Raw genomic sequence first — 25,476 nt, forward strand, 5'->3', positions numbered from 1 at the left:
TACCACAAAAGCAAAATGCCCGTAGAGCCGATAAAATAAGGCTTTGCGGACATTTAAGAAGATATAAAAAGATAGTCAAAAAGATATATATAATTACTTTAAATCTTCGCATCATCTTTAAAAAACCTGCTCAATTCTGCTTGACAATTCTTTCCTGCCGGCGTACAATATTAGTAATCGTTATTATTTACGAGTATGTCCCCCACTATTGACCAGAAGGAGGAAATCATGGCGCTGAAATACAGCAAACAACGCGAAGCTATTAAAGAATTTCTGGCCACACGAACAGACCACCCCACAGCAGATGTGGTATATATGAATATCCGGAAAGCTTTTCCCAATATCAGTCTCGGGACAGTCTACCGGAATCTGTCGCTGCTGGCTTCCCTCGGAGAGGTGAACAAAATGACCCCCGGAGACGGCGCGGATCATTTTGACTGGAATACAGAACCCCATTATCATGTAGTATGTACAGAATGCGGCTGCGTCCAGGACTTGCCTATGGAGCTTGTTCAGGATATGAATAAGCTGGCTGAGAAGTATTATGACGGTGTAATAGACGGCCATAATGTTTACTTTTATGGGAATCTTTAGAAAAAAATGCCCGAAGTATGATATACTCAAAGAGAAGAATATACAGAGGTGTTTAGATGAAAAGAGCACTGTGGACGGATTTCTGGAGAGAGATCCGAAAAAATAAAGGCAGATTTATTTCTATTTTTTTCATTGTTGCGCTGGGAGCCGCGTTTTTTTCAGGAATCCGCTCCGCGCAGTCGGATATGAAAATATCTGCTGATACATATTATGATGAAACAAACTTAATGGATATACGGATACTGAGCACGCTTGGCCTTACGGAAGATGATATCGCAGAGATCAGCAGCGTGGAAGGCGTGAAGCGCGCGGAAGGCGCATATGCGCTGGAGGCGCTTTGCGATACAGGAGAAGTCGAATTGACTCTGAGGCTGGTATCCAGAACAACGGTGATTAATACTGCTGCGGTGGACAGGGGGCGGCTGCCGGCAAAGGAAGATGAATGCCTTGTCGACACTGCTTTTTTAACAAAATCAGGGTATGATATTGGAGATACGATTCAGTTACAGTCAGGAACGGACACCGATCTTTCGGAATCTCTGAAATTTACGGAATTGAAAATTGTGGGGGTTGGCAGGTTACCTTATTATATGGATCTGAGCCGGGGGACAGGCGCTATAGGGGACGGCAGCATTGACTGTTTTGCCGTACTTTCTCCGGCAGCATTTACTTCTCCGGCCTTTACGGAGATATATGTGGCTCTTGAGGGCGCGGCTGAAGAGATGAGCTATGAGGATGCTTATGACAGCATTTCTGAGAAGGTGGCCGGCCGTTTGGAAGGTATTGCCGAAGGAGCCTGTCTCCGCAGGTATCATGTGCTGAAGGCCGATCTGGAGCAGCAGCTTGCAGATGCGGAGAAACAGGTTGCGGATGGAGAGGCGGCCCTGGCGGATGGCAGGGATCAGCTGGATGAGGGCAGCAGGCAGCTGTCGGAAGCGGAGCGGATGCTTCTGGAACAGGAACAGGAACTTCAGGATGCCAAGGCTCAGATCGAGGATGGAGAAGCCGGGATGGAATCTGCCAGACAGCAGATTGCGGATGGGGAAGCACAGCTGGCGCAGGCCGGACAAATGCTGGCAGAGAAAGAGCAGGAACTTCAGGGGGCGGAAGAACAGCTGGCCCAGGGTAAGGCAGAGTACGCTTCCGGTAAAGCAGAATATGAATCAGGCGCCGGGCTGTTGGAGATTGCACAGAAACGCCTTGGCGAGCTTCAGGCAGAGATGGAAGATTATAAGGCGCAGCTGGATCAGCTGGGTATAACTACTACGCCTGTTTTTGATGCGATGAAAGAAAACCTGGATAAACTCCAAAAAGAAGTGGACGAACGGTCCGGCCAGGTTGCAGCCGCCAGGCAGCAGCTGGATGCCGCTGCCGCACAGATTGCGTCAGCCGAGACTCAGATCGCAGAAGGCCGGTCCCAACTGACTGCAGCCAAAGCTCAGCTGGAACAAAAGTCTTCTGAATTGGTTGCGGCCAAAGAGCAGCTGAAGGATGGAGAGGCGAGGCTGGAGGAGTCAAAACAGCTGGTATCTGACGGAGAAAGCCAGATTGCCGATGGCAAAGAACAGCTGAAGGAAAAAAAGCAGGAGCTGTCAGATGCGGAACAGGAATTTCAGGATTCCCACGGGGAGGCGCTGCAGCAGTTGGCCGACGCTCGGGAGCAGATTGATAAGGGAAAGAAGACGCTTGAAGAGCTGGAGGTCCCGGAATGGTATGTGCTGGACCGGAATAAGATAGAGTCTTATGTGACTTTTGGACAGGACGCCCAGAGAATCAGCAATATCGGCAAAGTATTTCCGGTAATGTTTTTCCTTGTGGCGGCCCTGGTCAGCCTGACGGCGATGACCCGCATGATTGAGGAGCAGCGTACCCAGATTGGAACTTACAAGGCGCTGGGATATGGGAATGGGATCATTGCGCTGAAATATTTCTGTTATGCTATGCTGGCTACAATCGGAGGCAGCGTGCTGGGCGTTGTAGTTGGAGAAAAGGTGCTGCCCTGGGTTATCATGAAGGCTTACGGAATGCTCTATACCGGCCTGCCCTATTATTTGACTCCAATTAACTGGGAACAGGCGCTGCAGGCTGTGATTGCTTCAGCAGCCTGTACAGGAATTGCAACTCTGGCGGCCTGCTGGAGAGAGCTCAGAGCCAAGCCATCTGAATTGATGCGCCCGGAAGCTCCCAAGGGCGGAAAACGGGTATTTCTGGAACATATAGGCCCTTTATGGCGCCGGCTGAATTTTACGCAGAAATCCACAGTGAGAAACCTGGTGCGTTATAAGAAGAGATTTTTTATGACAATATTTGGGATCGGGGGCTGCATGGCGCTGATGCTGGTGGGATTTGGCGTACAGGATTCGATCCTGACTGTAGCGAAGAATCAGTATGTAAATATTTTTACCTATAATTCTGCCATTACTTTGAATACAAAGGCGGATGGGGCTCAGAAAGAGGAATTGAGTGAGGCAGTAAAGGAATACCCGGGTATGCGGGAGAACATGGAGCTTTATAGTCAGAACGTAGATTTGGAAGCAGGGGACAGTACAAAGAGCGCTACGCTGTATGTGCCGGCCGATTTGAATAAGGTATTTGAGTTCATGAAGTTCCGCGACCGGAAGAGCGGAGAAGAATACCCTTTCCCTGAGAACGGAGCAGCCCTGACTGAAAAAACCGCGAAAATGCTGGGAGTTGGCGTAGGTGATACAGTGGTCATTAAAAAAGGGGAAACCTCTTCTGCGGAGGTGCGGGTGGAAACCATTGTAGAAAACTATGTATATCATTACATATTTTTGACTCCCTCACTATATAAAGAGCTGTATGGGGAAGCCCCTGTATATAATCAGATGCTGATGAACTACAGCGACACCTCTGAGGGGGCGGAGAAACAGCTGGGGCAGAGAATGATGGAGCTGGATGCTGTATCAGGCGTCACCTTTATCCGGGACCTGGAGGAGAGTATTGATAAGATGCTGCAGAGCCTTAATATGGTAATATATGTTCTGATTACCTCTGCCGGGCTGCTGGCTTTTGTGGTATTATACAATCTGAACAATATCAACATCACTGAGCGGCAGAGAGAGCTGGCCACCATTAAGGTTCTGGGCTTCTATAATCTGGAGGTCGCGGAATATGTGTACAGGGAAAACGTGCTGCTGACTTTGATCGGAATGATCGCCGGGGTGGGCATGGGGATTGTGCTCCATCAGTTTGTGATACAGACTGTGGAGGTGGATGCCATGATGTTCGGGAGAAAGATTGATTGGCCCAGTTTTGTGTACAGCGCCCTGCTGACGCTGATATTCGCGGTGTTTGTGAATTTTATAATGTATTACAGGCTTCGGAAGATCGATATGATTGAATCTCTGAAGAGTGTGGAATAAAGACGGCTATAAAGACCAGGAGGATTTTAACTATGATGACCATACCGAAAAAATATGAACAGATTGATGAATGGAAAACGGTTATGTTCATGTTTAACTCAGCGTTAAAGGAGATTGGAACAAAAATAGAGATTCTGAATAACGAGTTTCAGCATGTTCATAACTATAATCCCATCGAACATGTGAAATCCCGTATAAAATCTCCGGAAAGTATTGTGAAGAAGCTGAAACGGGAAGGGCATGAAGTGACCATTGAAAATATGCTTCTGTATCTTAACGATATTGCAGGCATTCGGATTATCTGCTCTTTTACTTCGGATATTTATCGGATCGCGGATATGATCCGGCGGCAGAGTGATGTTAAGGTATTGATCATCAAAAATTATATTGCCAATCCAAAACCCAATGGATATAAGAGCTATCATATGGTGGTGTCCATTCCGATTTTTCTGTCGGACGGTCCCGTGGAGACAAAGGTGGAGATTCAAATCCGTACCATTGCCATGGACTTCTGGGCCAGCCTGGAACATAAAATTTATTATAAATTTGAAGGAAATGCTCCGGAATATATTAAGGCTGAACTGAAGGAGTGCGCGGATATTGTGGATATGCTGGACGCAAAGATGCTTTCTCTGAACGAGGCGATCCGGGAAGTGGAAGAAGAGCAGAACAGGGCGGAAGAAATGGCGGCGGAAACAGAACGGCAGCTGGCGGAAAAAAGGCAGAGCAGAAATGGATAATAAAAGAGGCCCCAGGGAAAACTGATATGATACAGTATCCCTGGGGCGTTAAAAATAAAATCTTCAAGAAATATCCTTATTGCCCATTCTGCCGCCGCAGCCGGAACAGCAGGAACCGGAACACCCGCGGCAGCCTTTTCCCGCTTTTTTGACACGTCTCTGCAGAAAAACGGCAGCTATTGAAGCAGCCAGTATTCCCGCTGACAGAATCCAGTCCGCCGGACTCACTGCTTCCCCTTCCAGCTGCGCCTCATCAGCTGAGGCGTATCTTCCAGATGGGAGAAATCATTAAAACGTTCCAAAAGAAAACGATCATACTGTTCATCGTAAACAAGCTCATTGATGCTGCAGTTTTCCATATGGTGGCCGAACATATTGCGGCGGGCAAAGCCGCAGCCTATGATCCCGGCCAGCACAGAACGTATCAGGACGCCGTGGGTGACCACCACGATTTCTTTTGCGCCGGACCGGGCGATCTTCTGAAGCTGAGGCAGGGCGCGTTTATATACATCTTCTCCGCTTTCTCCGCCGGGATAAGGTAAATCCCACTCCATTCTGGCCTGTTTTTTCAGAAAAAAATCAAAGTGTTCCTGATTGTCCAAATCACTGTGTCCTGTCAATTCTCCAAAACTGATCTCCCGCAGATCTTCCACCCGAAAGTGAGGAACATGCAGAAAGGAGTTAATGATCTCTGCAGTTTCTACGGCCCGCAGCATGTTGCTGGAATAGAGAGCGTCCACCGGGTACCGTGAGAGCCGTTTTCCCACCAGCTCTGCCTGGTATTTTCCATCCTCAGACAAGCCTACATCCACATTACAGAGGTCTGTATCCTGCCTACCGTGGCGAATCAGATATATTCTTACCATATTACCACTCCTTACTGTCCCATACGATGGTGAAGGGGCCGTCATTTTCCAGAGATACTTTCATCTCTGCGCCGAAAATCCCGCTTTCCGCACTGCCTATTATTTCTCTGCACCGCTGCAGGAAATAATCATATAATTCTTCTGCCAGCTGCGGGCTCCCGGCATTGGTGAAGCTGGGACGGTTGCCTTTCCTGCAGTCTGCATAGAGCGTAAACTGAGATACTACCAGTATCTGTCCTTTTACATCGGCAATAGACAGATTGGTTTTTCCATCTTCATCAGCAAAAATACGCAGTTTGGACAGCTTTTCTACATAACGATCAGCCATTTCCCGGGTATCTCCGCTGCCCACGCCCAGAAAAACCAGATATCCTGTACCGATCCGGCCTGTGATTGTCCCGTCAACCGTAACGGAAGCCCGGCTGACACGCTGGATGACTAACTTCATAGACCCTCCTAATCAGCAGATACGGACTGCCTGTGCTTCCGCTTTCAGACAGAGCTCTGCTGCTTTAAAGGCGTGTTCCTGTGTCATGGCATTTTCTGTCCGGTTCAGGCAGTCCAGGATCAGATCGCCAAAGAAAGGAAAACCGACCGTACCTTCTGCCGGAATATAGTGTTCCCCCTTTTGGTCAACAAGAAACAGATGATCCGTGCCGCTGCCCGGCACCCCTACATTTGTATATTTCCTCAGCTCAATGTAACCTTCGGTACCCACAATGACAGTCCGTCCGTCCCCCCAGGTAGAGAGGCCGTCCGGTGTAAACCAGTCCACACGGAAATAGTTCGTAGCCCCGTTGTCTCCCACCAGCATGGCGTCGCCGAAATCTTCAAGTTCAGGATAATCAGGGTGGTTATAATTTGCAATCCGGCTCTGCTGCACCACGGCATCCTTAACCCCGGCAAAGTAGAGATACTGTTCAATCTGGTGGCTGCCGATATCGCAGAGGATACCGCCGTATTGCTTTTTCTGGAAAAACCAGGAAGGCCTGGTGGGGGCGTTCAGGCGGTGGGGGCCCAGTCCCATCACGTTCAGCACCCGTCCGATGGCTCCGTCCTGAATCAGATTCCCCGCATAGACTGCGCTTTCCACATGGAGCCGCTCGGAATAATAGACCATATATTTGCGGCCGGTTTCGGCTGTTTTTTGTCTGGCGGCTTCCAGCTGTTTCAGCGTGGTGAACGGGGCTTTATCGGAAAAATAATCTTTGCCCGCGTCCAGAACCCTCAGCCCTACCTCACAGCGCCTGGACGTGATCGCAGCGCAGGCCACCAGCCTGATTTCCGGATCTTCCAGAATTTGTTCTTCACAGGACGCAATTTTGCAGCCAGGATACCGGCGGCAGAAATCAGCAGCCCGCAGAGGGTCGGTATCATAGACATATTTCAGCGTTGCTCCTGCCTCTGTCAACCCATTTGCCATGCCGAAAATGTGCCCGTGATCCAGATACATCACGCCTACGGAAAACTCGCCCGGACCGACCACCGGCGCGGCTTTCCCTTTTGGCGCATAGTTCATCCCATCAGCTTTATGTGTTCCCATAGTTCCTCCTTTAACGGAAAATAACCTCACCTGTGGCCGCGTCCATTCCGTCCACAATTGCAAGGGACTCCAGGCGCAGCCCTTTGCCCCGGATCAGGTCGCCGCCCTGCTGGAACCCCTTTTCAATTACAATGCCGATTCCCTCAATGACAGCTCCTGCGCTGGCAACCAGTTCTGTAAGCCCCTCCAGCGCGCATCCATTGGCCAGAAAATCATCAATAATTAAAACATGGTCTTCGGGCCCCAGAAATTTTTTCGATACAATTACATCATAAACTTTCTTATGAGTAAAGGACTGTATCTTTGTGCTGTAAACCTCGCCGTCAATATTGACGCTCTGCGTTTTTTTGGCAAAGACCACCGGCACGCCGAAATACTGGGCGGCGATGCATGCGATGCCGATTCCGGATGCTTCTATGGTCAGAATTTTTGTGACGGGGCAGTGGGAGAACAGTCTTTTAAATTCCCGGCCGATTTCATTCAGAAGTTCAATGTCCATCTGGTGGTTCAGGAAACTGTCCACCTTCAGAACATTCCCTTCTTTCACGATTCCATCCCGGCGGATGCGTTCTTTTAAAAGTTCCATTTTGACCTCTTCTGTAGGAAAGCATTTTTTGCCTTCATGTATTTTTGTTGCTGCTGCGATTATACTATATTTTTATGTGAGTGGCAAGTATTGACTTCCTGGAGAAATCCTTTTATGATAGTACCATGCGCGGAAAATGACAAAATTGGAGAGGCATGATGAGGTATCGCGGGATTAAAAAGGGAAGGTTTATATCCAGGACCAACCGTTTTGCAGCTGAGGTGGAGCTGGAAGGTGAAGCGGTGGCCTGCCATGTAAAAAATACCGGGAGGTGCCGGGAACTGTTGCTGCCGGGAGCCCAGGTATTTCTGGAAGAGAGCGGCAATGCCGCCAGAAAGACCAGGTATGATTTGGTCGCTGTTTATAAGGATGAAATATTGGTTAATGTAGATTCCCAGGCGCCTAATGCAGCCGCCGAGGAATGGATGAGGGCAGGAGCGCCGGGCGGGGAACTGCCTGGAATCCGCAGGCTGCGCCGGGAAGTAGTCTGGGGCAATTCACGTTTTGATTTGTTTGCGGAGACAGAGGAGGGGCCGCTGTTTGTGGAGGTGAAGGGCGTTACTCTGGAAAAGAATGGGACAGCGCTTTTTCCGGATGCGCCGACGCTGCGGGGGGTCAAGCATGTGGAAGAAATGACCCGGTGGGTGAAAGAAGGCGGCATGGGCCTGCTGCTGTTTGTGATACAGATGCGCCCGGTCCTGGGATTTGCCCCGAATATGGAAACACACCCTGAATTTGGAGAAGCCCTGGCAAGAGCCAAAGAGGCGGGAGTCAGGATTCTGGCCATGGATTGTCAGGTTCTGCCGGACAGCCTGAATATAGGCGCGCCTGTTCCTGTACATCTCCCGATTTTTTCATTTCATAGGAATGTGCATCCTGCGAAACAAAACCCTACGGGTATAAAGTGAAGACAGAGAAAGGTGAGGACAATGACGAGAAACGAGAAGATCAGAATTGTGGAACAGATTAACGCATATGCTGATAAAGTGTTTTGTGACGTGGATACGGATAAAACCCAGGTATCCGTCAAGCTGGAGATGCTGCGCCCAGAGATGGAGCGGCTGGCAGAGAAACATGAATTGGCCCTGGAGGACATTTTTGTAATGTATATGGACCTGAATTCTGTGCAGAAAGCGCAGGAGGAACTGCAGTTAAAGGAGATGCTGGCAGATATTCCTGGTATGCCGAAGGATGAAATGCCCTTTGAGTTTTAGAAAGGAGAGGAAGGATGGCGGAAATACTGGATTTTAAATGCCCCAACTGCGGAGGCGCGGTGCGCTTTGACAGCTCGTCTCAGCGGATGAAATGCCCTTACTGCGACGCCAGCTTTGATGTGGATGAGCTGAAGTCCTATGAGGAAGAGAAGCAGAGCGGCGGGCAGGACAGGATGGAGTGGGATACCAGTTCCGGCCCAAAATGGGAGGACGATGAAACAGAAAACATGGCGGTTTATTCCTGCAATTCCTGCGGCGGGGAAATCATCGGGGATAAGAGTATGGGAGCCGCCAGCTGCCCTTACTGCGGCAGCCCGGTGGTAATCGCCGGGCAGTTTTCCGGAGATTTGCGGCCGGATTATATCATACCTTTCAAACTGGATAAAGACCAGGCAGTAGCATCTTTAAAAAAGCATCTGACAGGCAAGAAGCTGCTGCCGAAGATCTTTAAGTCCCAGAATCATATTGAAGAAGTGAAAGGCGTTTATGTTCCCTTCTGGCTTTTTCAGTGTGAAGCTGACGCCCGTATGACTTACCGGGCCACCCGTCTCAGGCACTGGAGCGATTCCAAATACCGTTATACGGAAACTTCTGTGTACAGGGTGATTCGGGAGGGCAGCATCAATTTTGAGCGGGTTCCTGTGGACGGCTCTTCTAAAATGCCGGATGATCTGATGGAATCAGTGGAACCCTTTGACTGGAAGGAGTCCGCGGAGTTCAGTCCCGGCTATCTGGCGGGTTATCTGGCAGACCGTTATGATGTGACGGCGGAAAAGAGCAGGGAACGGGCGAATGCCCGGGTGAAAACCAGCACCAGTGACGCATTCCGTGAAACCGTTTCCGGGTACAGCAGCGTCACCCCGGAGGGAGGTAGCGTCCGCCTGAGCGAAGGGAAAGTGCGCTATGCGCTTTACCCGGTATGGGTGCTGAATACCACCTGGAAGGGACAGAAGTATCTGTTTGCCATGAATGGGCAGACCGGCAAGTTTGTAGGCAATCTGCCTGTGGACCGGGGCGCTTACTGGCGCTGGTTTACAGGCCTTACCGCAGTGATCGGCGCGGCAGCGTACGGCCTTGTATGGCTGCTGCATTAAAGGAGGGCTCAGGATGAAAAGATGGAAAATAACAGCCCTGCTGCTCTGTTTCTTGCTTTTAATGAGTTCTGTATGTGTCTGGGCGGATGCGGCAGGAAGCAGCATTCCCGCGGACCGGCAGATGGAGCGTTTGGTGGACCGGGCGGGCCTGCTCACGGAGAGTGAGGAGAAAAAACTGCTTCAGAAGCTGAATGAAATCAGCGAGAGGCAGCAGTGTGATGTAGCGATTGTGACTGTGGATTCTCTGGAAGGAAAGTCGGCCAAGGATTATGCAGATGATTTTTACGATTATAATGGATATGGCATGGGAGCCGGAGACGACGGAATACTTCTGCTGATCGCCATGAACAGCAGGGACTGGGCGGTGAGTACATATGGCTTCGGCATCAGGGCTTTTACAGATGCGGGGCAGGATTATATTATGGATCAGGTGCTTCCGGATCTGAGCGACGGAGATTATGCAGAAGCATTTTCCGGATTTGCAGATTTGTGCAGCGATTTTCTGGCCCAGGCCAGAAGCGGCAAAGCGTATGATGTGGGAAATATGCCGAAAAAGCCGCTGAGCCTTTTATGGATTCCCGGAGCGCTGGGGATCGGCGCGGCAATCGCGCTGATCATCCTGCAGGTGATGAAAAGTTCTCTGAAAACGGTGACCATGAAACAGGATGCGGATCAGTATATCCGTCCCGGAAGCATGGTACTGAGCAAAAAACAGGACCGTTTTATGTATTCTCATGTGAGCAAAACGGAAATTCCCAGGGATACCGGTTCCAGCGGGGGAGGGAGCAGCACCCATACCAGTTCTTCCGGCCGTTCCCATGGGGGGAGCAGCGGGAAGTTCTGAATCAATTAAATCACCTTGGCAAAGGCCGCGGCCTGCCAGGGTGATTTTTTTATTGCATAGGAAACTGCGTTCCCTATGCAATAAAACCCTCCGGGAGGACGCGCACGATATTTCTTCCTGTTACAGTTTTTTCATTTCCCGAAGGATCAGTACTCCCGCCAGAAGGGCGGCGGCCAGATCTGCGATGGGCCCTGCGTACATGACTCCGTCGATTCTCATAAATACGGGCAGCAGCAGGATCAGGGGCAGCAGGAAAATGATCTGCCGGGTCAGGGACAGAAAAACGCCCAGCTTTGCTTTACCGATGGAGGTAAAGAAGTTGGAAGATATTGGTTGAATTCCGTTCAGAAAAGTAAAAAACAGGAAAATGCGGAAATATTGTTCTGCGAAGCGGAAATAATCTTCGCTTCCGGAACCGAACAGGGCGATAATCTGGCGCGGAAAAATCTGGAATACCAGAAATGCCAGGGTGGAGATTGCCGTCGCAGCACCCAGGGCCAGCCAGAAGCTTTCTTTTACTCTGCGTCCCTTTTGGGCGCCATAATTGAAGCTGGTGATAGGCTGCAGCCCCTGAGAGATACCGATGACAAAGGAAAAGAAAATCATGCTTACCTTTGCGATGATTCCGGCGCAGGCCAGAGGGATTTCACTGCCGTAGGAAGATAAGGCTCCATAGGAGGTCAGAACATTGTTCATCGTGATCTGCACCACCATCATGGCCAGCTGGTTAAAGCAGGGCGCCATGCCCAGAGACAGGATCTGAAGGCAGTCTCTGACCTTAGGTTTCAGGTCCGCCAGACGGAGCGTTACAGTTTTATAATGAGCCAGGTACCATGCAGCGATGGAGGCTGAGATAACTTGTCCGATTACGGTAGCCCAGGCCGCCCCTGCAATTCCCCAGTCAAATACAAAAATAAAGAGCGGGTCCAGAATAGTGTTCAGCACTGCGCCGGTGAGCATACAGACCATAGAAAATTTGGGGCTGCCGTCCGCCCGGATTAAGTGGCCGCCGCCGGTAGCCAGGATCACAAAGGGAAAGCCAAAGGCTGTGATCCCTGTATAGGTCAGAGCATAGCCCAGCACATCGTCAGTGGCGCCGAAGGCTTTCATCATGGGTTCCAGAAAGATATTCACGATCAGGCAGAGAGCCAGCCCGCAGATCACCAGCATGGAAACTGCGGTGCCCAGATAACGCCGGGCTTCATCTTCCCTGCCCGCGCCCATGCACAGGTTAAAATTGGCCGCGCCGCCGATTCCAAAGAGCAGGGCAATGGCCGTACAGGTGGTATTGAGGGGGAAAGCCACATTGGTGGCGGCATTGCCCAGCATCCCTACGCTGTGGCCGATGAAAAACTGGTCTACCATGTTATAGAGGGCGCTGACCAGCATGGCTATGATGCTGGGGACTGCAAAACGGACGAGAAGGCGGGGGATTTTCTCTGTGCCCAGAGGGTTAGCTGTTGTATGGTTCATAGGAACTCCTTTCATTTCTTACATGGTAATTCTGTGCTTCTCCCAATGGCTGAGGCGGTAATACAGATAAATGAGGACGCTGCAGACCAGCCAGCCAAAGGGGTATCCCAGGGCGATCCAGGTTACGGAGTCTGTCAGGCGGGAGGCGATGAACAAATAGACCTGACGGAAAACAATAAAGCTGCCCATCATGATGAGCATTGGGGCTTTTGTATCCCCGGCGCCCCGCAGGGAACCTGCATAAACCTGGTTAGCGCAGCAGCAGAGATAGAAGGGGATCAGAATCCGGAGAAACAGCGTGCCATAACCCACTACATCAGGTTCCTGGTTAAATAGCTTCACCAGCGAAGGCGCAAAAATGATGATGGGAATCATCATCAGGACAGACACGGCGATAGAGAGGAAAAACGCGATGGACGAGCCTTTTTTCGCCCGCTTTAGCTGCCCGGCCCCCAGATTCTGTCCCACAAAGGTGGTTACTGACAAAGAGATGCTCTGAATGGGAAGCATGCAGAATTTATCTATTTTGCCATAGGAAGACCAGCCAGCCATGCAGGCAGAGCCAAATCCATTGATATAGGACTGGACGAAAACATTGGAAAATGATGTAATGCCCATCTGCAGGGCGGAAGGCAGGCCAATCCGAAATATTTTTCCAAGCATCAGTTTGTTGAGGCGTATTTCTTTCCAAACGATCCTGTAAGCGGCGGTTTCCCTGGTCAGGGTAAGGAGAATGAGAACTGCGGAAAGGGCCTGGGAAATTATAGTGGCATAGGCTACCCCCGCGACTCCGGCCCGGAAGACTACCACAAACAGCAGGTCCAGAAGAACATTCAGAATTGCTGAGAATATCAGGAAATAGAGGGGACGTTTTGAATCCCCTACAGCGCGCAGGATACCTGCGCCCATATTATAAAACATCAGTCCGATAACGCCTGCAAAATAGATTCTGAGATAAGTGGATGCAGAGTCAAAAACATCATCCGGCGTTCCCATCATCCGCAGGAGCGGCGGAACCATCAGAACGCCCAAAACAGTAAACAAAATGCTTAGAATGAAGGTCATCAAGATGGTGGTATGTACAGCCTCATGTACATTCTTATCATTGCGCGCGCCGAAATACTGGGAAATGACTACTCCTGCGCCGGTTGCCATGCCAGAAAAAAACCCGATAATCGTGTTGATCACAGGATCGCTGGAACCCACTGCAGCCAGAGCCTCTTTGCCCACGAAATTTCCCACAATGATACTGTCCACGGTATTATAGAACTGCTGAAAAACGTTGCCGATCAGCAGGGGCAGAGCGAACCAGACCAGGTGCCTCCAAATGTTCCCTTCTGTCATCATAACGTGATCCGCCCGGGCAGAACCCCTCATAACGAATCTCCCTTCTGTCTGTAACTGGTGATACTTATTATTCTAGAAGCTTTTCCCGGCAAAATCAACCGAAAAAAAGGGTTTTGAACAAAAAGGTACAAATATTGCCACGACTGGCTATCCCAACCGGGAAGATCATCCGGTATAATAAAACCAAAGACATGGGGCTGCATGCCCGGGAGGATTGGGATGAAATACGGACATTTTGACAATGAAAAAAGAGAATATGTGATTGACCGGGTGGACCTTCCGGTTTCCTGGACCAACTATCTGGGAGTAGAGGATACCTGCGTTGTGCTGAACCATACTGCGGGGGGATATATGTTTTATAAATCTCCGGAATACCACAGAATCACCCGGTTCAGAGGCAACGGAATGCCGATGGACCGGCCGGGGCATTATGTGTATGTGAGAGACGAGGATACAGGGGAATATTGGAGCGTCTCCTGGCAGCCGGTGGGCCGTCCTTTGGACCAGGCGGATTACCGGTGCCGTCATGGAATGTCCTATTCTGTGTACGAATGTGATTGCCAGGGGATTTCTGCCAGGCAGCGGATGACCGTGCCCATGGGGGAAGCGGCGGAGCTTTGGGACATCAGTCTCAGGAATGACAGCGGCAGGAAGAGAAGGCTCAGCGTAATTTCCTACTGTGAATTTTCCTATCATTTGGTAGAAATTGATAACCAGAATTTTCAGATGAGCCTTTACTGCGCCGGTTCTTCCTATGAAGACGGAATTATTGAATATGATCTGTTTTATGAAGAATTTGGATACCAGTACTTTACCTCCAACTTTGTCCCGGACGGATATGAGTGCCTGCGGGACCGGTTTATCGGGCCCTACAGGTCTGAAAGCAATCCGGTTCAGGTGGAAAACGGAAGGCTGGAGGGACACACAGAGAAAGGCGGGAATCACTGCGGCGCCCTGCAGAAGATTGTGGAGCTGGAGCCGGGAGAGGATGCGCGGCTGCTGTTCATTCTGGGAGAAGGCGGGAGGGCAGAGGGCCGCAGAGTAAGAGAAAAATATGCGGACTTAGCGGCAGTGGATGAGGAATACCGGAAGCTGGCTGTTTTCTGGGAAGAAAAGTTCAGCAGGCTTCAGATCCGGACTCCTAACCAGGCCATGGATACGATGATCAATACCTGGAATCTCTATCAGTCAGAGGTAAACATCATGTTTTCCCGCTTTGCTTCATTCATCGAAGTGGGCGGGCGCACAGGGCTTGGATACCGGGATACGGCACAGGACGCTATGACGATTCCCCACTCTAATCCCGAAAAATGCCGCAGCCGAATTGTAGAACTTCTGAGAGGCCTGGTCTCAGAAGGATATGGGCTGCATCTGTTTGATCCAGCCTGGTTTGCCCCTGATAAAGAAGAGAAAAAACCATTCCAGTCCCCCACAGTGGTTCCCACGCCGGATAAAGACAGTATGATCCATGGGCTGAAGGATGCCTGTTCAGACGATGCGCTGTGGCTGATTCCGGCTGTTTCAGAATATATCCGGGAAACAGGGCGTATGGACTTTCTTTATGAAACGGTGTCCTATGCGGACGGAGGTTGCGGAACAGTATATGAGCATTTGAAAAAAATCCTGGATTTTTCCGGAAGAATGGTTGGAGCCGACGGCGTCTGCCTGGGCCTGCGGGCAGACTGGAACGACTGCCTGAACCTGGGCGGCGGGGAAAGCGCTCTGGTGTCGTTCCTTCACTACTGGGCTCTGGGCCATTTCCTGGAGCTGGCAGAGGCTGCCGGAGAGAAAGAAGATGTAAAAAAATACAGAGAAATGCAGGAACAGGTTCACAAGATCTGCAATACAGTCCTGTGGGATGAGCGGTGGTTTATCCGGGGAATCACAAAAAACGGGCGTAAAATCGGAACCGCAAAGGATGAGGAGGGCAAAATTCATCTGGAATCCAATGCCTGGGCGGTATTGTCCGGCGCCGCGGAGGAAGAAAAGGGCAGAATGGCCATGGACAGCGTGGATGATATGCTCTTTACTCCCTATGGAATCCAGATCAATGGTCCATCTTATACCAGGCCTGATGACGATATTGGATTTGTCACCAGAGTTTACCCTGGGCTGAAGGAAAACGGTTCCATTTTCAGCCATCCGAATCCCTGGGCCTGGGCCGCAGAATGCGTGCTGGGACGGGGAGACAGGGCGATGAAGTTTTATAATGCGCTGTGCCCGTGCCTGCAGAATGACAGGATCGAGGTCAGGGAGGCGGAACCATATTCCTACTGTCAATTTATTGTGGGGAGGGATCACAGCGCCTTTGGCAGGGCCAGACACCCCTTTATGACCGGGAGCAGCGGATGGGCATATTTTTCTGCGACCAGATATATGCTGGGCATCCGGCCGCAGCTGGACTGTCTGGAAATTGATCCCTGTATCCCGGCAGACTGGGAAGGATTTTCTGCAGTACGCCGGTGGCGGGGAGCTGAATACAGGATTTCGGTGGAAAATCCGGAAGGGATCTGCAAGGGCGTCCGGGAAATATATGTGGAAGGCCGGAAAACAGAAAAGATTTATCCGCAGCCGGAAGGCAGTATTTGCAACGTAAAAATTATAATGGGGAGGGATTAAAGTGATTAAATTTGGTACAGGCGGTTGGAGAGCGATCATCGGGGATGATTTTATCCGGTCCAATATTCAGGTGCTGGCAAAAGCCATGTGCGACAAGATGCGGAATGAAAACGTCCAGGAAACGGGTATGGTGATTGGCTATGACAGGCGTTTTTTATCAAAAGAGGCCATGCAGTGGGCCGCCCAGGTGTTTGCTGCGGAGGGGATCAAAACCAGGCTGATTAATTATTCAGTCCCTACCCCGGTGGTAATGTTCTACGTGATGCGGCACCGCATGAAATATGGCATGATGATCACTGCCAGCCATAACCCGGCTCTCTATAACGGTATCAAGATTTTTACGGAAGCCGGACGGGACGCAGAAGAAGAACAGACCTGTCAGATTGAAGAATATTGTAAAGACATAGATCCCTGTGAAGTAGAAGTCATGGATTATGACCGTGCCGTGGAAGAGGGCCTCATCGAGGAGATATATCCTTTGAATGAGTATCTGGATAATATTATTGATACGATTAATATGGAAATGATCCGCAGCAAAAGGATGAGAATTGCCCTGGATCCTCTTTACGGCGTCAGCGGAGCCTCCCTGAGGACCATCCTGCTGACCGCGCGCTGTGAAGTAGATACCATGCATGAAAATCATGATACACTTTTCGGAGGGCATCTGCCTGCTCCTAATGAGGAAACTCTTCGGCCGCTTCAGAATTATGTGACAGCCAAACATTTTGATATGGGCGTGGCGACGGACGGAGACGGAGACCGGCTGGGCGTCATTGACGATACAGGACAGTTCCTGCATCCCAATGAAATTTTGCTGATGCTGTACTATTATCTGCTGAAATACAAGGGCTGGCACGGCCCTGCGGTCCGCAATATCGCCACTACACATATGCTGGACCGGCTGGCAGATTTTTTTGGTGAGGAATGCTATGAAGTGCCTGTGGGCTTTAAATATATTTCTGCCATGATGCAGGAAAAGGACGCGGTAATCGGCGGCGAGTCTTCCGGAGGGCTGACAGTGCGGGGGCATATTCATGGTAAAGACGGGGTTTACGCTGCTTCCCTCCTGGTGGAGATGGTGGCGGTGACCGGAAAAAAACTGTCAGAATTGCTGAGGGAGGTAAAGGAGTTATCCGGCGCAGCTGAGATGGTAGAGTATGCTTTCCGCTTCAGCACGGAAAAAAAGGCTGATATAGAGGAAACTCTGATGAAGGATAAGCTGCTTCCCGGTTTTGATTTCCCGGTGGAAAAGGTCAGCTATATGGATGGCTGCAAAGTGTACTTTCAGAATGGTGGGTGGGTAATAGCCAGGTTTTCCGGCACTGAACCTCTGCTCAGGATTTTCAGCGAGATGCCCTCCAGGGAGATGGCAGTGCAAAATGTGCGCAGGCTGGAAGAATTTCTAAAATTGTAGGAAGCATGAAAATACAGCTCTGCCTGTCCCCGGTATTTTCCATAGATAAATATTGACCAGTATGATAAAATGTAGGTAGCTTATTGGGGGCAGGTAGAATTATGAAGAAAAAGACGTTTTCTCTAAAAGGGAGGCTGGTACAGATTATATTTATCGGCTGGTTCGTCCCGATTTTGCTGTTGATTGTGGTGCTGGGCTGGTATATGCGCAGCAATTACGGAGAGCAGATGCTGGAGGGTCTGTCCGACCAGCTCTATTTTACAGGAAAGATCTGCGCAGAGCGGGTCGATACGGCTGTTACGGCTTCCAGGGCTTCCACTTATGACAGGAAGCTCTGGGAGCTTTATCAGCGTTATACGGCGGAGGAGCTCACTCCGAATGGACTTTATTTGCGCACGTCCAACTATATTTTCAGTACATATCAGAAGGAAAAAGCTTTTCAGGATGTGTATTTCTGGTATACCGAGAATCCTGAGGTGCTCAATTACAGTATGACTAATACTTCTTCCGGCGGAAAATATGAGGAGCAGCGGGAATACTGGGTCAATGATCACCAGGAAGTAAAGGAAATTGCTAAAACACTGGGAACAAAAATCCGGTTTTGGCAAAAAGAGGATAAGCTGTATATGATCCGGAACCTGATGAGCCCGGAATATGAACATTTCGGAACAATTGTGATGAGGCTGAATCCTGATTATATACTGGAAAATCTGAAGGATTTTTCCTGGAGCAGCGCTGTAACGGTATATCTGGACAGTGAACCGGTGGTGCTTTCAGGAAAACAGATCACCATGGAAGAAGCCGGCGGACAGATGAAACGGATTGGGGACGGCGTCAGCCGGGTACGGGGGGATTACCTGATGTACGAAGGAATTCCCGGAGAGACCCTCTGGCTTGGAATTGTAATGGAAATGGATTCCAAGATGCTGTCGGAACCTTTTGTGGGCTATTGGATTGTAGTATGCGGCATGCTGCTTATGCTGCTTGTCATGCTGGCCCTCCTGACCCGGGTGTTCCGCTCTCAGGTCGTGCGTCCGGTGTCTGTATTGATGCGAGGGGCAGAAGAGATTGAGAAGGGAAATTATGGGGGCCATCTGGAGGAAGAGCTGCGCAGCCGGGAATTTCAATATCTGGAGAAGTCCTTTAATCAGATGAGCGACCGGCTGAAGTATCAGTTTGAACATATTTATAAAGAAGAGCTGGCTTTGCGCGATGCCAGGATCGTGGCGCTTCAGTCCAATATCAATCCGCACTTTCTCAATAATACGCTGGAGATCATTAACTGGGAGGCCAGGATGTCAGGGAATGTCAAGGTGCCTAAGATGATCGAGGCACTGTCCACACTGATGAACGCTGCCATGGACAGGAAGAAGAAACCGCTGGTGAGGCTGGCGGAGGAAATGTCCTATGTAAATGCATATCTCTATATCGCTCAGGAACGGCTGGGGAAACGGCTGACAGTGGTGAAAGAGCTGGATCAGGAAATGATGGATTATGAGGTGCCAAGGCTGATTATGCAGCCATTAATTGAAAATGCGGTGAAACATGGTGTGGAGCCCCGGACATACGGCACGATTCGGATCAGGGTCTGCCAGACAGAGGAAAACTTGACGATTGAAATCATCAATGACGGGACCCTGACAAAAGAAGATGAACAGAGGGTGGCCCGTTTGCTGGACCCGGAATACGACAGCAGCAAGGAACCGTCCGGAAATCTGGGAATATCCAATGTCAATATGCGGGTCAAGCTGCTGTATGGTGAAAATTCCGGATTGACCATTGAAAACGGCGAAAATAATGTGGTAATTGCACGGATAAGGTTGTGTAAAAACCAATCTGAACAAAAAAATACAACAAACAGCCAGTTTGACAATTCTCATTTTTATGAAAATGAGCAATAATAGAAACATACCAAGAAGGAACGGTAACGCAAAAATTAAGGAGGGATTTGATTATGAAACGAAAAGGTTTAGCATTAACAATGGCGATGGCTATGGGAGTTTCCATGCTGGCCGGATGCGGCTCCACGCCTGCTGACGCGACGACAGCCGCCCCTGCAACGAGCCCCAAGACAGAGGCAGCTACAACCAAGGCCGGAAATGACTCCACCACAGAAGCCCCCACAGAAGGGCAGACCAGCGCGCTGACCCCGGTGAAATTAAGCGTATTCAGTACATATGCAGGCAATGACGCCAACGCCAGGCTGTTCCAGGACGCCTACAAAGCCTGGGAAAAGAAAACCGGAAGCACGGTATATGACAGCTCCGCAATCTCCGACGAGACAGTAAAAGCACGCGTGACTGCAGACTTTGAAAGCGGCGCGGAACCGGATGTCCTGATGTACTTCACCGGCGCTGACGCAGACAGTTTTCTGGATAAACTGGTTCCCGTTTCTGAGATCCAGAAGGCGTACCCGGAATATGCCAGCAACATGGATATGACTAAAGTTCCTGCATCCTCGGATGGAAACCATTACGGAGTTCCGGTGAACGGATATTGGGAAGGCCTGTTCGTAAACACAAAGCTGCTGAAGGACGCAGGAGTAGATGTTCCGGATGAAAACACCACCTGGGAAGAATTTATTAAAGACTGCGAAACCCTGAAGGAAAAAGGCATCACCCCGATTTCAGCTTCACTTGCGACAGAAATCCATTACTGGTTTGAATTCTGTATCTTCAACCACCGCGATGTTCAGACTCAGAATGTGATTCCGTCCCCGGATAACAAAGATGATTATTTGCCGCTGGTAGAAGGCATCACCGATATGAAGGAAATGTATGAAAAGGGCCTGTTCCCTGAAAATACGCTTTCCATGGACGGCAAGGAAGCAAAACAGCTGTTTATAGACGGCAAGGCCGCATTTTACTGCGACGGCAACTGGGCGGCTCAGAGCATTTTTGAAGGTGCTGAGAACCCTGAAGATTTCACTGTAACTTATGTGCCTGGTGAAGGAAACCGTAAATCTACCGATATTATCGCAGGTATGTCCTCCGGCTATATGATCACCAGAAAAGCCTGGGAAGATCCGGAAATCCGCGAAGCAGCAGTTGATTTCGTAATGTCCATGACAACGGACGATGTAGTAGCTAAGTTTGCAGGCGTTTCCACTGACGCGTTGAAGACCCCGGCAAAGATCGACAAATCCCAGTACAATGCGCTGCAGCTGAGCGGCAAGGATATGGCCAGCAAAGCTACAGGCCTGGCCCTGGCTCTGCAGGATGGAATTCCCACAGAAGCAAGAGTACCTGTATTTGACAATATGGCGGCAATCGTTTCCGGCGAAGTGACTCCGGAAGAGGCAGTAGTAGAGATGCTGACTCTGGTTGCTGAATCAAAGACTGAATGAAATTAAAATAGTCTGACTGACAAAGAGCCGGAGATATGAACAGACTGTCTCCGGCTTTTTCTGACAAAAAGAGGTGATTCCATGGGCTCAATGATTTATAAAAATAAGAAGCCGCTGCTGATTTTTCTGATTCCGGCTTTTGCATTCATGGTAGTATTTCTGTACTATCCGTTTTTCCTGAATATATGGAACAGCTTTCATGTGATAAAAGGTCTGGGACAGTCGGCCAAGGGCTGGAATGACCCGTGGTACAGTAATTATTTAAAGATATTTACTGATCCTAAAATGCGTACGGCTATGGTCAACACGCTGTGGATGATGCTGGCTACTCTGATCGGCCAGGTCGGGATCGCGCTGCTGCTGGCCATGATGGTGGATAACATCAAGCGCGGAGCCAAATTATTCCGGGTGCTCTATTTCCTCCCCATCGTGATTTCCGCCACAGCCCTGGCTTTGCTGTTCAACCTGATTTTCCTGTATGATACCGGGATGCTCAATCAGATCCGTATGGCTTTCGGAGCCAATGAGCTTCTGGACTTTAAAAAGGGTTCTCTGGCTGTGCTCACGATGATTATTCCGGTTACCTGGCAGTACGTGGGATTTTATTTTATCATTCTGGTGACTGGATTAAATAATATTTCTCCTGATATCTATGAGGCGGCGTCCATTGACGGGGCTACAAAGCTGCAGAGGGTTCGTTTTATCACACTGCCCCTGCTGCACAATGTGATCTGCACCTGTATCACTCTGGCGATTACCGGCGCATTGAAGGTGTTTGACCTGCCCTATACCATGTTCCCCAACGGCATGCCCAACAACAAGACATGGCTTACTGGGACCTACATGTACTATCAGACGATCTCGACAAAAGATGTGGACTACGGCAGCGCCATTGCTCTTGTAATCGTTGTTTTGGGTGTGGTGCTCTCTCAGATCGCTAACCATGCCCTAAAAGAAAAAGACTATTAAGGAGGACTGTGACATGGAAAAAGTAAAAACAAAGCGCAGATTCTCCCCGTGGATGGTTTTGGTCTACGCGCTGCTGTCTGCTTGGGCTGTGACTACGCTGTATCCGCTTTTATGGGTGCTGATGAATTCTTTTAAATTGAGAGGACGGATTGTTTCTAATTCCTTCTCTCTGCCGGTAGGAGACTTGTTCACGCTGGATAATTATACCAAGGCTTTCAGCAAGCTGAACGTATGGGGCGCTTACAGAAACAGCCTGGTGATTTCGATCAGTGTGGTAGTGGTGGTGATCCTGTTGGCCGGCCTGTGTGCCTATGCCCTGGTGCGCTATCAATTCAAAGGAAAGGCCTTCCTTCAGTCCCTTGTAATTGCAGCGATGATGTTCCCGGTATTTTCTACCATCATTCCGGTATTCCGGATGATGCTGTCCTGGAAAATTGTGAATACCGATAGTTTGTGGCTGTCGCTGCTTTCCACTGCGCTGCCCCAGATTGCCGGAAACCTGTCGTTTGCGATTGTGGTTTTATCAGGCTACATACGGAGCCTGCCGATCGACCTGGAGGAAGCTGCTTATTTGGAGGGCTGCAGTGTTTTCCAGATATTCTTTAAGGTTGTAGTGCCTCTGACAAAACCGTCTTTTGCAACAGTTGGGATTTTCTGTTTCTTATGGAGTTATAATGACCTGTTTACGCAGATGTTTACACTGCGCAACTCGGACCAGTGGGCCATTACCAGGCTGCTGAATGAGATCAGTTCCCAGGAAGGAACAGACTATGGCCTGCTGGCTGCGGCAGTGACCATCGTTATTGTGCCGGTGATAATAATATATTTCTGCCTGCAGAAATATATTATTAAAGGAATGACAGCGGGGGCAATAAAAGGTTGATCCCGACGGGAGGGGTGTAGTACAATATAAAAAGAATGAAAATGATGATGTTGCGGAATCCGGCGCCTGAAGATAAAACCTGTAATAATGGCGAGGATTCTGCGGCATTGCATTTTATCCGGGGTGTTTGCGATGTATAAAGTTGTGCTGATAGATGATGAAGAAATCATTGTACAGGGAATGCAGAAGGTAATTCCATGGGAGAAGTATGGATGCCATGTGGCAGGGACGGCCTGCAATGGAGAAGAAGGCATGACCGTGATTCGTTGGGAAAAGCCGGATATTGTGTTTACGGATATCAGCATGCCGGGCCTCAATGGTCTGCAGATGATTGCGGGAATTAAATCTGAGTTTCCGGATCTTCAGATCAGCATCCTTACAGGATACCGGAATTTTGAATATGCACAGGAGGCAATCCGCCTGGGCGTGGTGCGCTATCTTCTGAAACCATCCAGGATGGACGAACTTGAAGAAGCGCTTCATACGATGCTGGAACGCCTGAAAGCCTTGTGCCCGGAGGAAACCCAGGAGCAGGAGGAAGACAGGGAAGGGCTCGGCGACAATGCGGCAGGCAGTTTTGTGGTGAAGAATGCTCTGACTTATATAGAACAGCATTATAAAGAAAAGATCACCTTATCTGACGTGGCGGATCAGGTTTATGTGAGCCAGTGGCATCTGAGCAAGCTGCTCAACGGCCATTTGGGGAAAAGCTATTCTGAAATTTTAAACACAATCAGGATTCGGGAAGCGAAAAAATTGCTGAAAGATCCTTCCATGCGCATCAGCGGCATAACTGAGGAAGTGGGATTCGTGGATACCGCTCATTTTTCCAGGGTGTTTAAAAAAATCACCGGCATGTCTGCAAATGAATACAGGAACAGCCTGCGCCGGGAACAGTAAAAAAATTTTAAAAAGTACTTGATTTTTCAGGAGGCATGTTATATAATGTTCATCGTGCTTGTGAGACAAGCAGAGACGCGCTTCTAGCTCAGTTGGTAGAGCACCTGACTCTTAATCAGGGTGTCCAGGGTTCGAGCCCCTGGAGGCGCAGTGAGAAGAAACCGGTTTGGGACTGATGTTCTGAGGCCGGTTTTTTGTTGTGCTGTTAAATATTTCTGAAGAAATCATCCCTTGACAATCCTGCAGAGTATGCTATAGTTTAGATGCGAATAAGTTGCATTTGCATCTGGAGCTATATTGCTGCAAGGAAAGGATAAAATAAAATGCTGCATATTATAGAAGAAACACTGTTGGACAGTATCAAGCTGATTCCATTTCTGTTCCTGACCTACCTGGCTATGGAATATCTGGAGCATAAAACCAGTGAAAAAACAGAAAAGATGATAAAAAAAGCCGGGAAATGGGGGCCGCTGATCGGAGGAACCCTGGGCGCCGTGCCGCAGTGCGGTTTTTCTGCTGCTGCCTCTAATCTGTATGCAGGCCGGGTGATTACACTGGGGACACTGATCTCCATTTACCTGTCCACATCGGACGAAATGCTGCCTATTCTGATTTCTGAACAGGCTGGACTGGGGCTGATTGGTAAAATACTGCTGCTGAAAATCGCAATCGGGATGGCAGCGGGTTTTTTGATCGACTTGTTGATTACAAGAAAACATATTGAGGAACATTATCATATCCATGATATCTGTGAAAAAGAGCACTGCCACTGCGAAAAAGGAATTTTCCGTTCGGCGGTGCGCCATACGCTGCAGATTACGCTGTTTATCATGGCAGTTACATTTGCGCTGAATCTGGTTTTAAGTTTTGGCGGTGAGGAGGCGCTGGCAAGCGTGCTGCTGAACAGGCCTGTGCTGGGCCCTGTGATCGCGGGCGCGGTAGGGCTGATTCCAAACTGCGCGGCGTCGGTTGTGATCACACAGCTGTATCTGGAAGGCGCTATGAGTTTTGGGACAATGATGGCGGGGCTGCTGTCCGGCGCCGGAATCGGCGTGCTGGTACTTTTCCGGGTGAATCGAAATAAAAAAGAAAATATTAAAATTATTGCATTATTATATGCGATTGGTGTTTTGGGCGGTATTGTGCTAAGATAGAACATAGGATAAAATCAAAAACAGCACAGGAGACAGGAGGTGCAGCCGCGTGGATAATAAGGGACGCTGTGGGTATCCCGCAGGAATAAAATGGACGAAACAGAGAAAGAACGTCTATGATGTGTTGCTGAAGGCCCGGGAGCCTTTAACAGCATCACAGATCTATGGCAGGGTTGTAAGAGAAGATAGCGGGGAATGCTATGCCGTATCGACCATTTACCGCATCCTGAATAATTTTGAAGAGAACGGGCTGGTGAACCGGGACGCCTGGATGGGGGATGGTACTGCGGTATATGAGCTGAACAGAGCAGAACACATCCATTACGCTGTCTGCCTGGAATGCCATAAGAGAATTCCGCTCCAGAGCTGTCCCTTTGCCCACATGCATCTGAATACGGAAGCCGGAGATTTTACGGTGACGGGGCACAGGCTGGAGTTGTACGGGTACTGTAATGAATGCAGCATCGCAAGGAAGAAGATGTAAAACAGCAAAATGGAGGCATAAAT

The 25,476-nt window shown here is 49.6% G+C and carries 23 protein-coding genes and 1 tRNA gene; 18 read left to right on the plus strand and 6 right to left on the minus strand.

Annotation, left to right across the window (positions count from 1 at the left end; translation table 11 throughout):
- The 4 genes from EV209_RS16495 to EV209_RS08300 all read left to right on the plus strand — a co-directional run.
- Window positions 1-212 (plus strand): hypothetical protein (locus EV209_RS16495; RefSeq protein WP_207220591.1); only part of this gene is annotated, 212 nt, incomplete at its 5' end.
- Window positions 213-225: 13 nt separating this feature from the next.
- Complete coding sequence (locus EV209_RS08290; protein ID WP_334295321.1) at window positions 226-594, plus strand: Fur family transcriptional regulator; 369 nt, start codon at window positions 226-228, stop codon at window positions 592-594.
- Between the two features lie 56 nt (window positions 595-650).
- Window positions 651-3,977 (plus strand): FtsX-like permease family protein, encoded by a 3,327-nt coding sequence (locus EV209_RS08295; protein ID WP_130435005.1) that lies wholly within the window; start codon window positions 651-653, stop codon window positions 3,975-3,977.
- Window positions 3,978-4,009: 32 nt separating this feature from the next.
- On the plus strand, window positions 4,010-4,717 hold the full coding sequence (locus tag EV209_RS08300; protein ID WP_130435006.1) for a GTP pyrophosphokinase: 708 nt from the start codon (window positions 4,010-4,012) through the stop codon (window positions 4,715-4,717).
- Between the two features lie 224 nt (window positions 4,718-4,941).
- On the opposite strand, the gene EV209_RS08310 is transcribed toward EV209_RS08300, so the two are convergent.
- Genes EV209_RS08310 through EV209_RS08325 form a run of 4 tightly spaced genes read right to left on the minus strand, consistent with a single transcriptional unit; the run spans window position 4,942 to window position 7,712 of the window.
- Window positions 4,942-5,583, minus strand: coding sequence for a histidine phosphatase family protein (locus tag EV209_RS08310; protein ID WP_130435008.1), 642 nt, complete (start codon window positions 5,581-5,583; stop codon window positions 4,942-4,944).
- 1 nt (window position 5,584) lies between these two features.
- Window positions 5,585-6,031 (minus strand): D-aminoacyl-tRNA deacylase, encoded by a 447-nt coding sequence (gene dtd, locus EV209_RS08315; RefSeq protein WP_130435009.1) that lies wholly within the window; start codon window positions 6,029-6,031, stop codon window positions 5,585-5,587.
- 12 nt (window positions 6,032-6,043) lie between these two features.
- Window positions 6,044-7,126 (minus strand): Gfo/Idh/MocA family protein, encoded by a 1,083-nt coding sequence (locus EV209_RS08320; RefSeq protein WP_130435010.1) that lies wholly within the window; start codon window positions 7,124-7,126, stop codon window positions 6,044-6,046.
- 10 nt (window positions 7,127-7,136) lie between these two features.
- Entirely contained in the window at window positions 7,137-7,712 is a 576-nt protein-coding gene (locus EV209_RS08325; protein WP_130435011.1) for a xanthine phosphoribosyltransferase, read from the minus strand.
- Between the two features lie 155 nt (window positions 7,713-7,867).
- Here EV209_RS08325 and sfsA point away from each other — a divergent pair, with 155 nt between their 5' ends.
- The 4 genes from sfsA to EV209_RS08345 are packed head-to-tail and all read left to right on the plus strand — an operon-like array spanning window position 7,868 to window position 10,864.
- Complete coding sequence (sfsA, locus tag EV209_RS08330; protein ID WP_330520972.1) at window positions 7,868-8,620, plus strand: DNA/RNA nuclease SfsA; 753 nt, start codon at window positions 7,868-7,870, stop codon at window positions 8,618-8,620.
- 21 nt (window positions 8,621-8,641) lie between these two features.
- Complete coding sequence (locus EV209_RS08335) at window positions 8,642-8,926, plus strand: hypothetical protein (RefSeq protein WP_130435012.1); 285 nt, start codon at window positions 8,642-8,644, stop codon at window positions 8,924-8,926.
- 14 nt (window positions 8,927-8,940) lie between these two features.
- On the plus strand, window positions 8,941-10,020 hold the full coding sequence (locus EV209_RS08340; protein WP_130435013.1) for a hypothetical protein: 1,080 nt from the start codon (window positions 8,941-8,943) through the stop codon (window positions 10,018-10,020).
- Window positions 10,021-10,033: 13 nt separating this feature from the next.
- Entirely contained in the window at window positions 10,034-10,864 is an 831-nt protein-coding gene (locus EV209_RS08345) for a TPM domain-containing protein (protein WP_243647552.1), read from the plus strand.
- Window positions 10,865-10,984: 120 nt separating this feature from the next.
- Here the strand turns inward: EV209_RS08345 and EV209_RS08350 are convergent, their stop codons facing one another.
- Both EV209_RS08350 and EV209_RS08355 read right to left on the minus strand, forming a co-directional pair.
- The gene (locus EV209_RS08350; protein WP_130435014.1) at window positions 10,985-12,337 is read right to left on the minus strand and encodes an MATE family efflux transporter; all 1,353 of its coding nucleotides are present in this window, start codon (window positions 12,335-12,337) and stop codon (window positions 10,985-10,987) included.
- A gap of 18 nt (window positions 12,338-12,355) precedes the next feature.
- On the minus strand, window positions 12,356-13,684 hold the full coding sequence (locus tag EV209_RS08355) for an MATE family efflux transporter (protein ID WP_330520977.1): 1,329 nt from the start codon (window positions 13,682-13,684) through the stop codon (window positions 12,356-12,358).
- 219 nt (window positions 13,685-13,903) lie between these two features.
- Between EV209_RS08355 and EV209_RS08360 the strand changes: the two genes are divergently transcribed.
- From EV209_RS08360 to EV209_RS08405, 10 genes are all read left to right on the plus strand, one after another.
- Window positions 13,904-16,303 (plus strand): glycoside hydrolase family 94 protein, encoded by a 2,400-nt coding sequence (locus tag EV209_RS08360; RefSeq protein WP_130435015.1) that lies wholly within the window; start codon window positions 13,904-13,906, stop codon window positions 16,301-16,303.
- Between the two features lies 1 nt (window position 16,304).
- A complete protein-coding gene (locus EV209_RS08365; RefSeq protein WP_130435016.1) occupies window positions 16,305-17,717 on the plus strand; it encodes a phosphoglucomutase/phosphomannomutase family protein in 1,413 nt (470 codons plus the stop codon).
- 101 nt (window positions 17,718-17,818) lie between these two features.
- Entirely contained in the window at window positions 17,819-19,618 is a 1,800-nt protein-coding gene (locus EV209_RS08370) for a sensor histidine kinase (RefSeq protein ID WP_130435017.1), read from the plus strand.
- 53 nt (window positions 19,619-19,671) lie between these two features.
- Window positions 19,672-21,063: an ABC transporter substrate-binding protein gene (locus EV209_RS08375; RefSeq protein ID WP_130435018.1), complete on the plus strand. Its 1,392-nt coding sequence runs from the start codon at window positions 19,672-19,674 to the stop codon at window positions 21,061-21,063.
- A gap of 81 nt (window positions 21,064-21,144) precedes the next feature.
- Entirely contained in the window at window positions 21,145-22,032 is an 888-nt protein-coding gene (locus EV209_RS08380; protein ID WP_130435019.1) for a carbohydrate ABC transporter permease, read from the plus strand.
- Between the two features lie 13 nt (window positions 22,033-22,045).
- Window positions 22,046-22,915, plus strand: a complete 870-nt coding sequence (locus tag EV209_RS08385) for a carbohydrate ABC transporter permease (RefSeq protein ID WP_130435020.1) — start codon at window positions 22,046-22,048, stop codon at window positions 22,913-22,915.
- A 132-nt stretch (window positions 22,916-23,047) separates the two neighbouring features.
- Window positions 23,048-23,815 (plus strand): response regulator transcription factor, encoded by a 768-nt coding sequence (locus tag EV209_RS08390; protein ID WP_130435021.1) that lies wholly within the window; start codon window positions 23,048-23,050, stop codon window positions 23,813-23,815.
- 77 nt (window positions 23,816-23,892) lie between these two features.
- Window positions 23,893-23,965 (plus strand) — tRNA-Lys (locus EV209_RS08395).
- A gap of 173 nt (window positions 23,966-24,138) precedes the next feature.
- Complete coding sequence (locus EV209_RS08400) at window positions 24,139-24,969, plus strand: putative manganese transporter (protein WP_130435022.1); 831 nt, start codon at window positions 24,139-24,141, stop codon at window positions 24,967-24,969.
- 49 nt (window positions 24,970-25,018) lie between these two features.
- Window positions 25,019-25,453, plus strand: coding sequence for a Fur family transcriptional regulator (locus EV209_RS08405; RefSeq protein WP_165388867.1), 435 nt, complete (start codon window positions 25,019-25,021; stop codon window positions 25,451-25,453).
- The last annotated feature ends 23 nt before the right edge of the window (window positions 25,454-25,476 follow it).

The sequence above is a fragment of the Cuneatibacter caecimuris genome, from assembly GCF_004216775.1.
Classification (GTDB): Bacteria; Bacillota; Clostridia; order Lachnospirales; family Lachnospiraceae; genus Cuneatibacter; species Cuneatibacter caecimuris.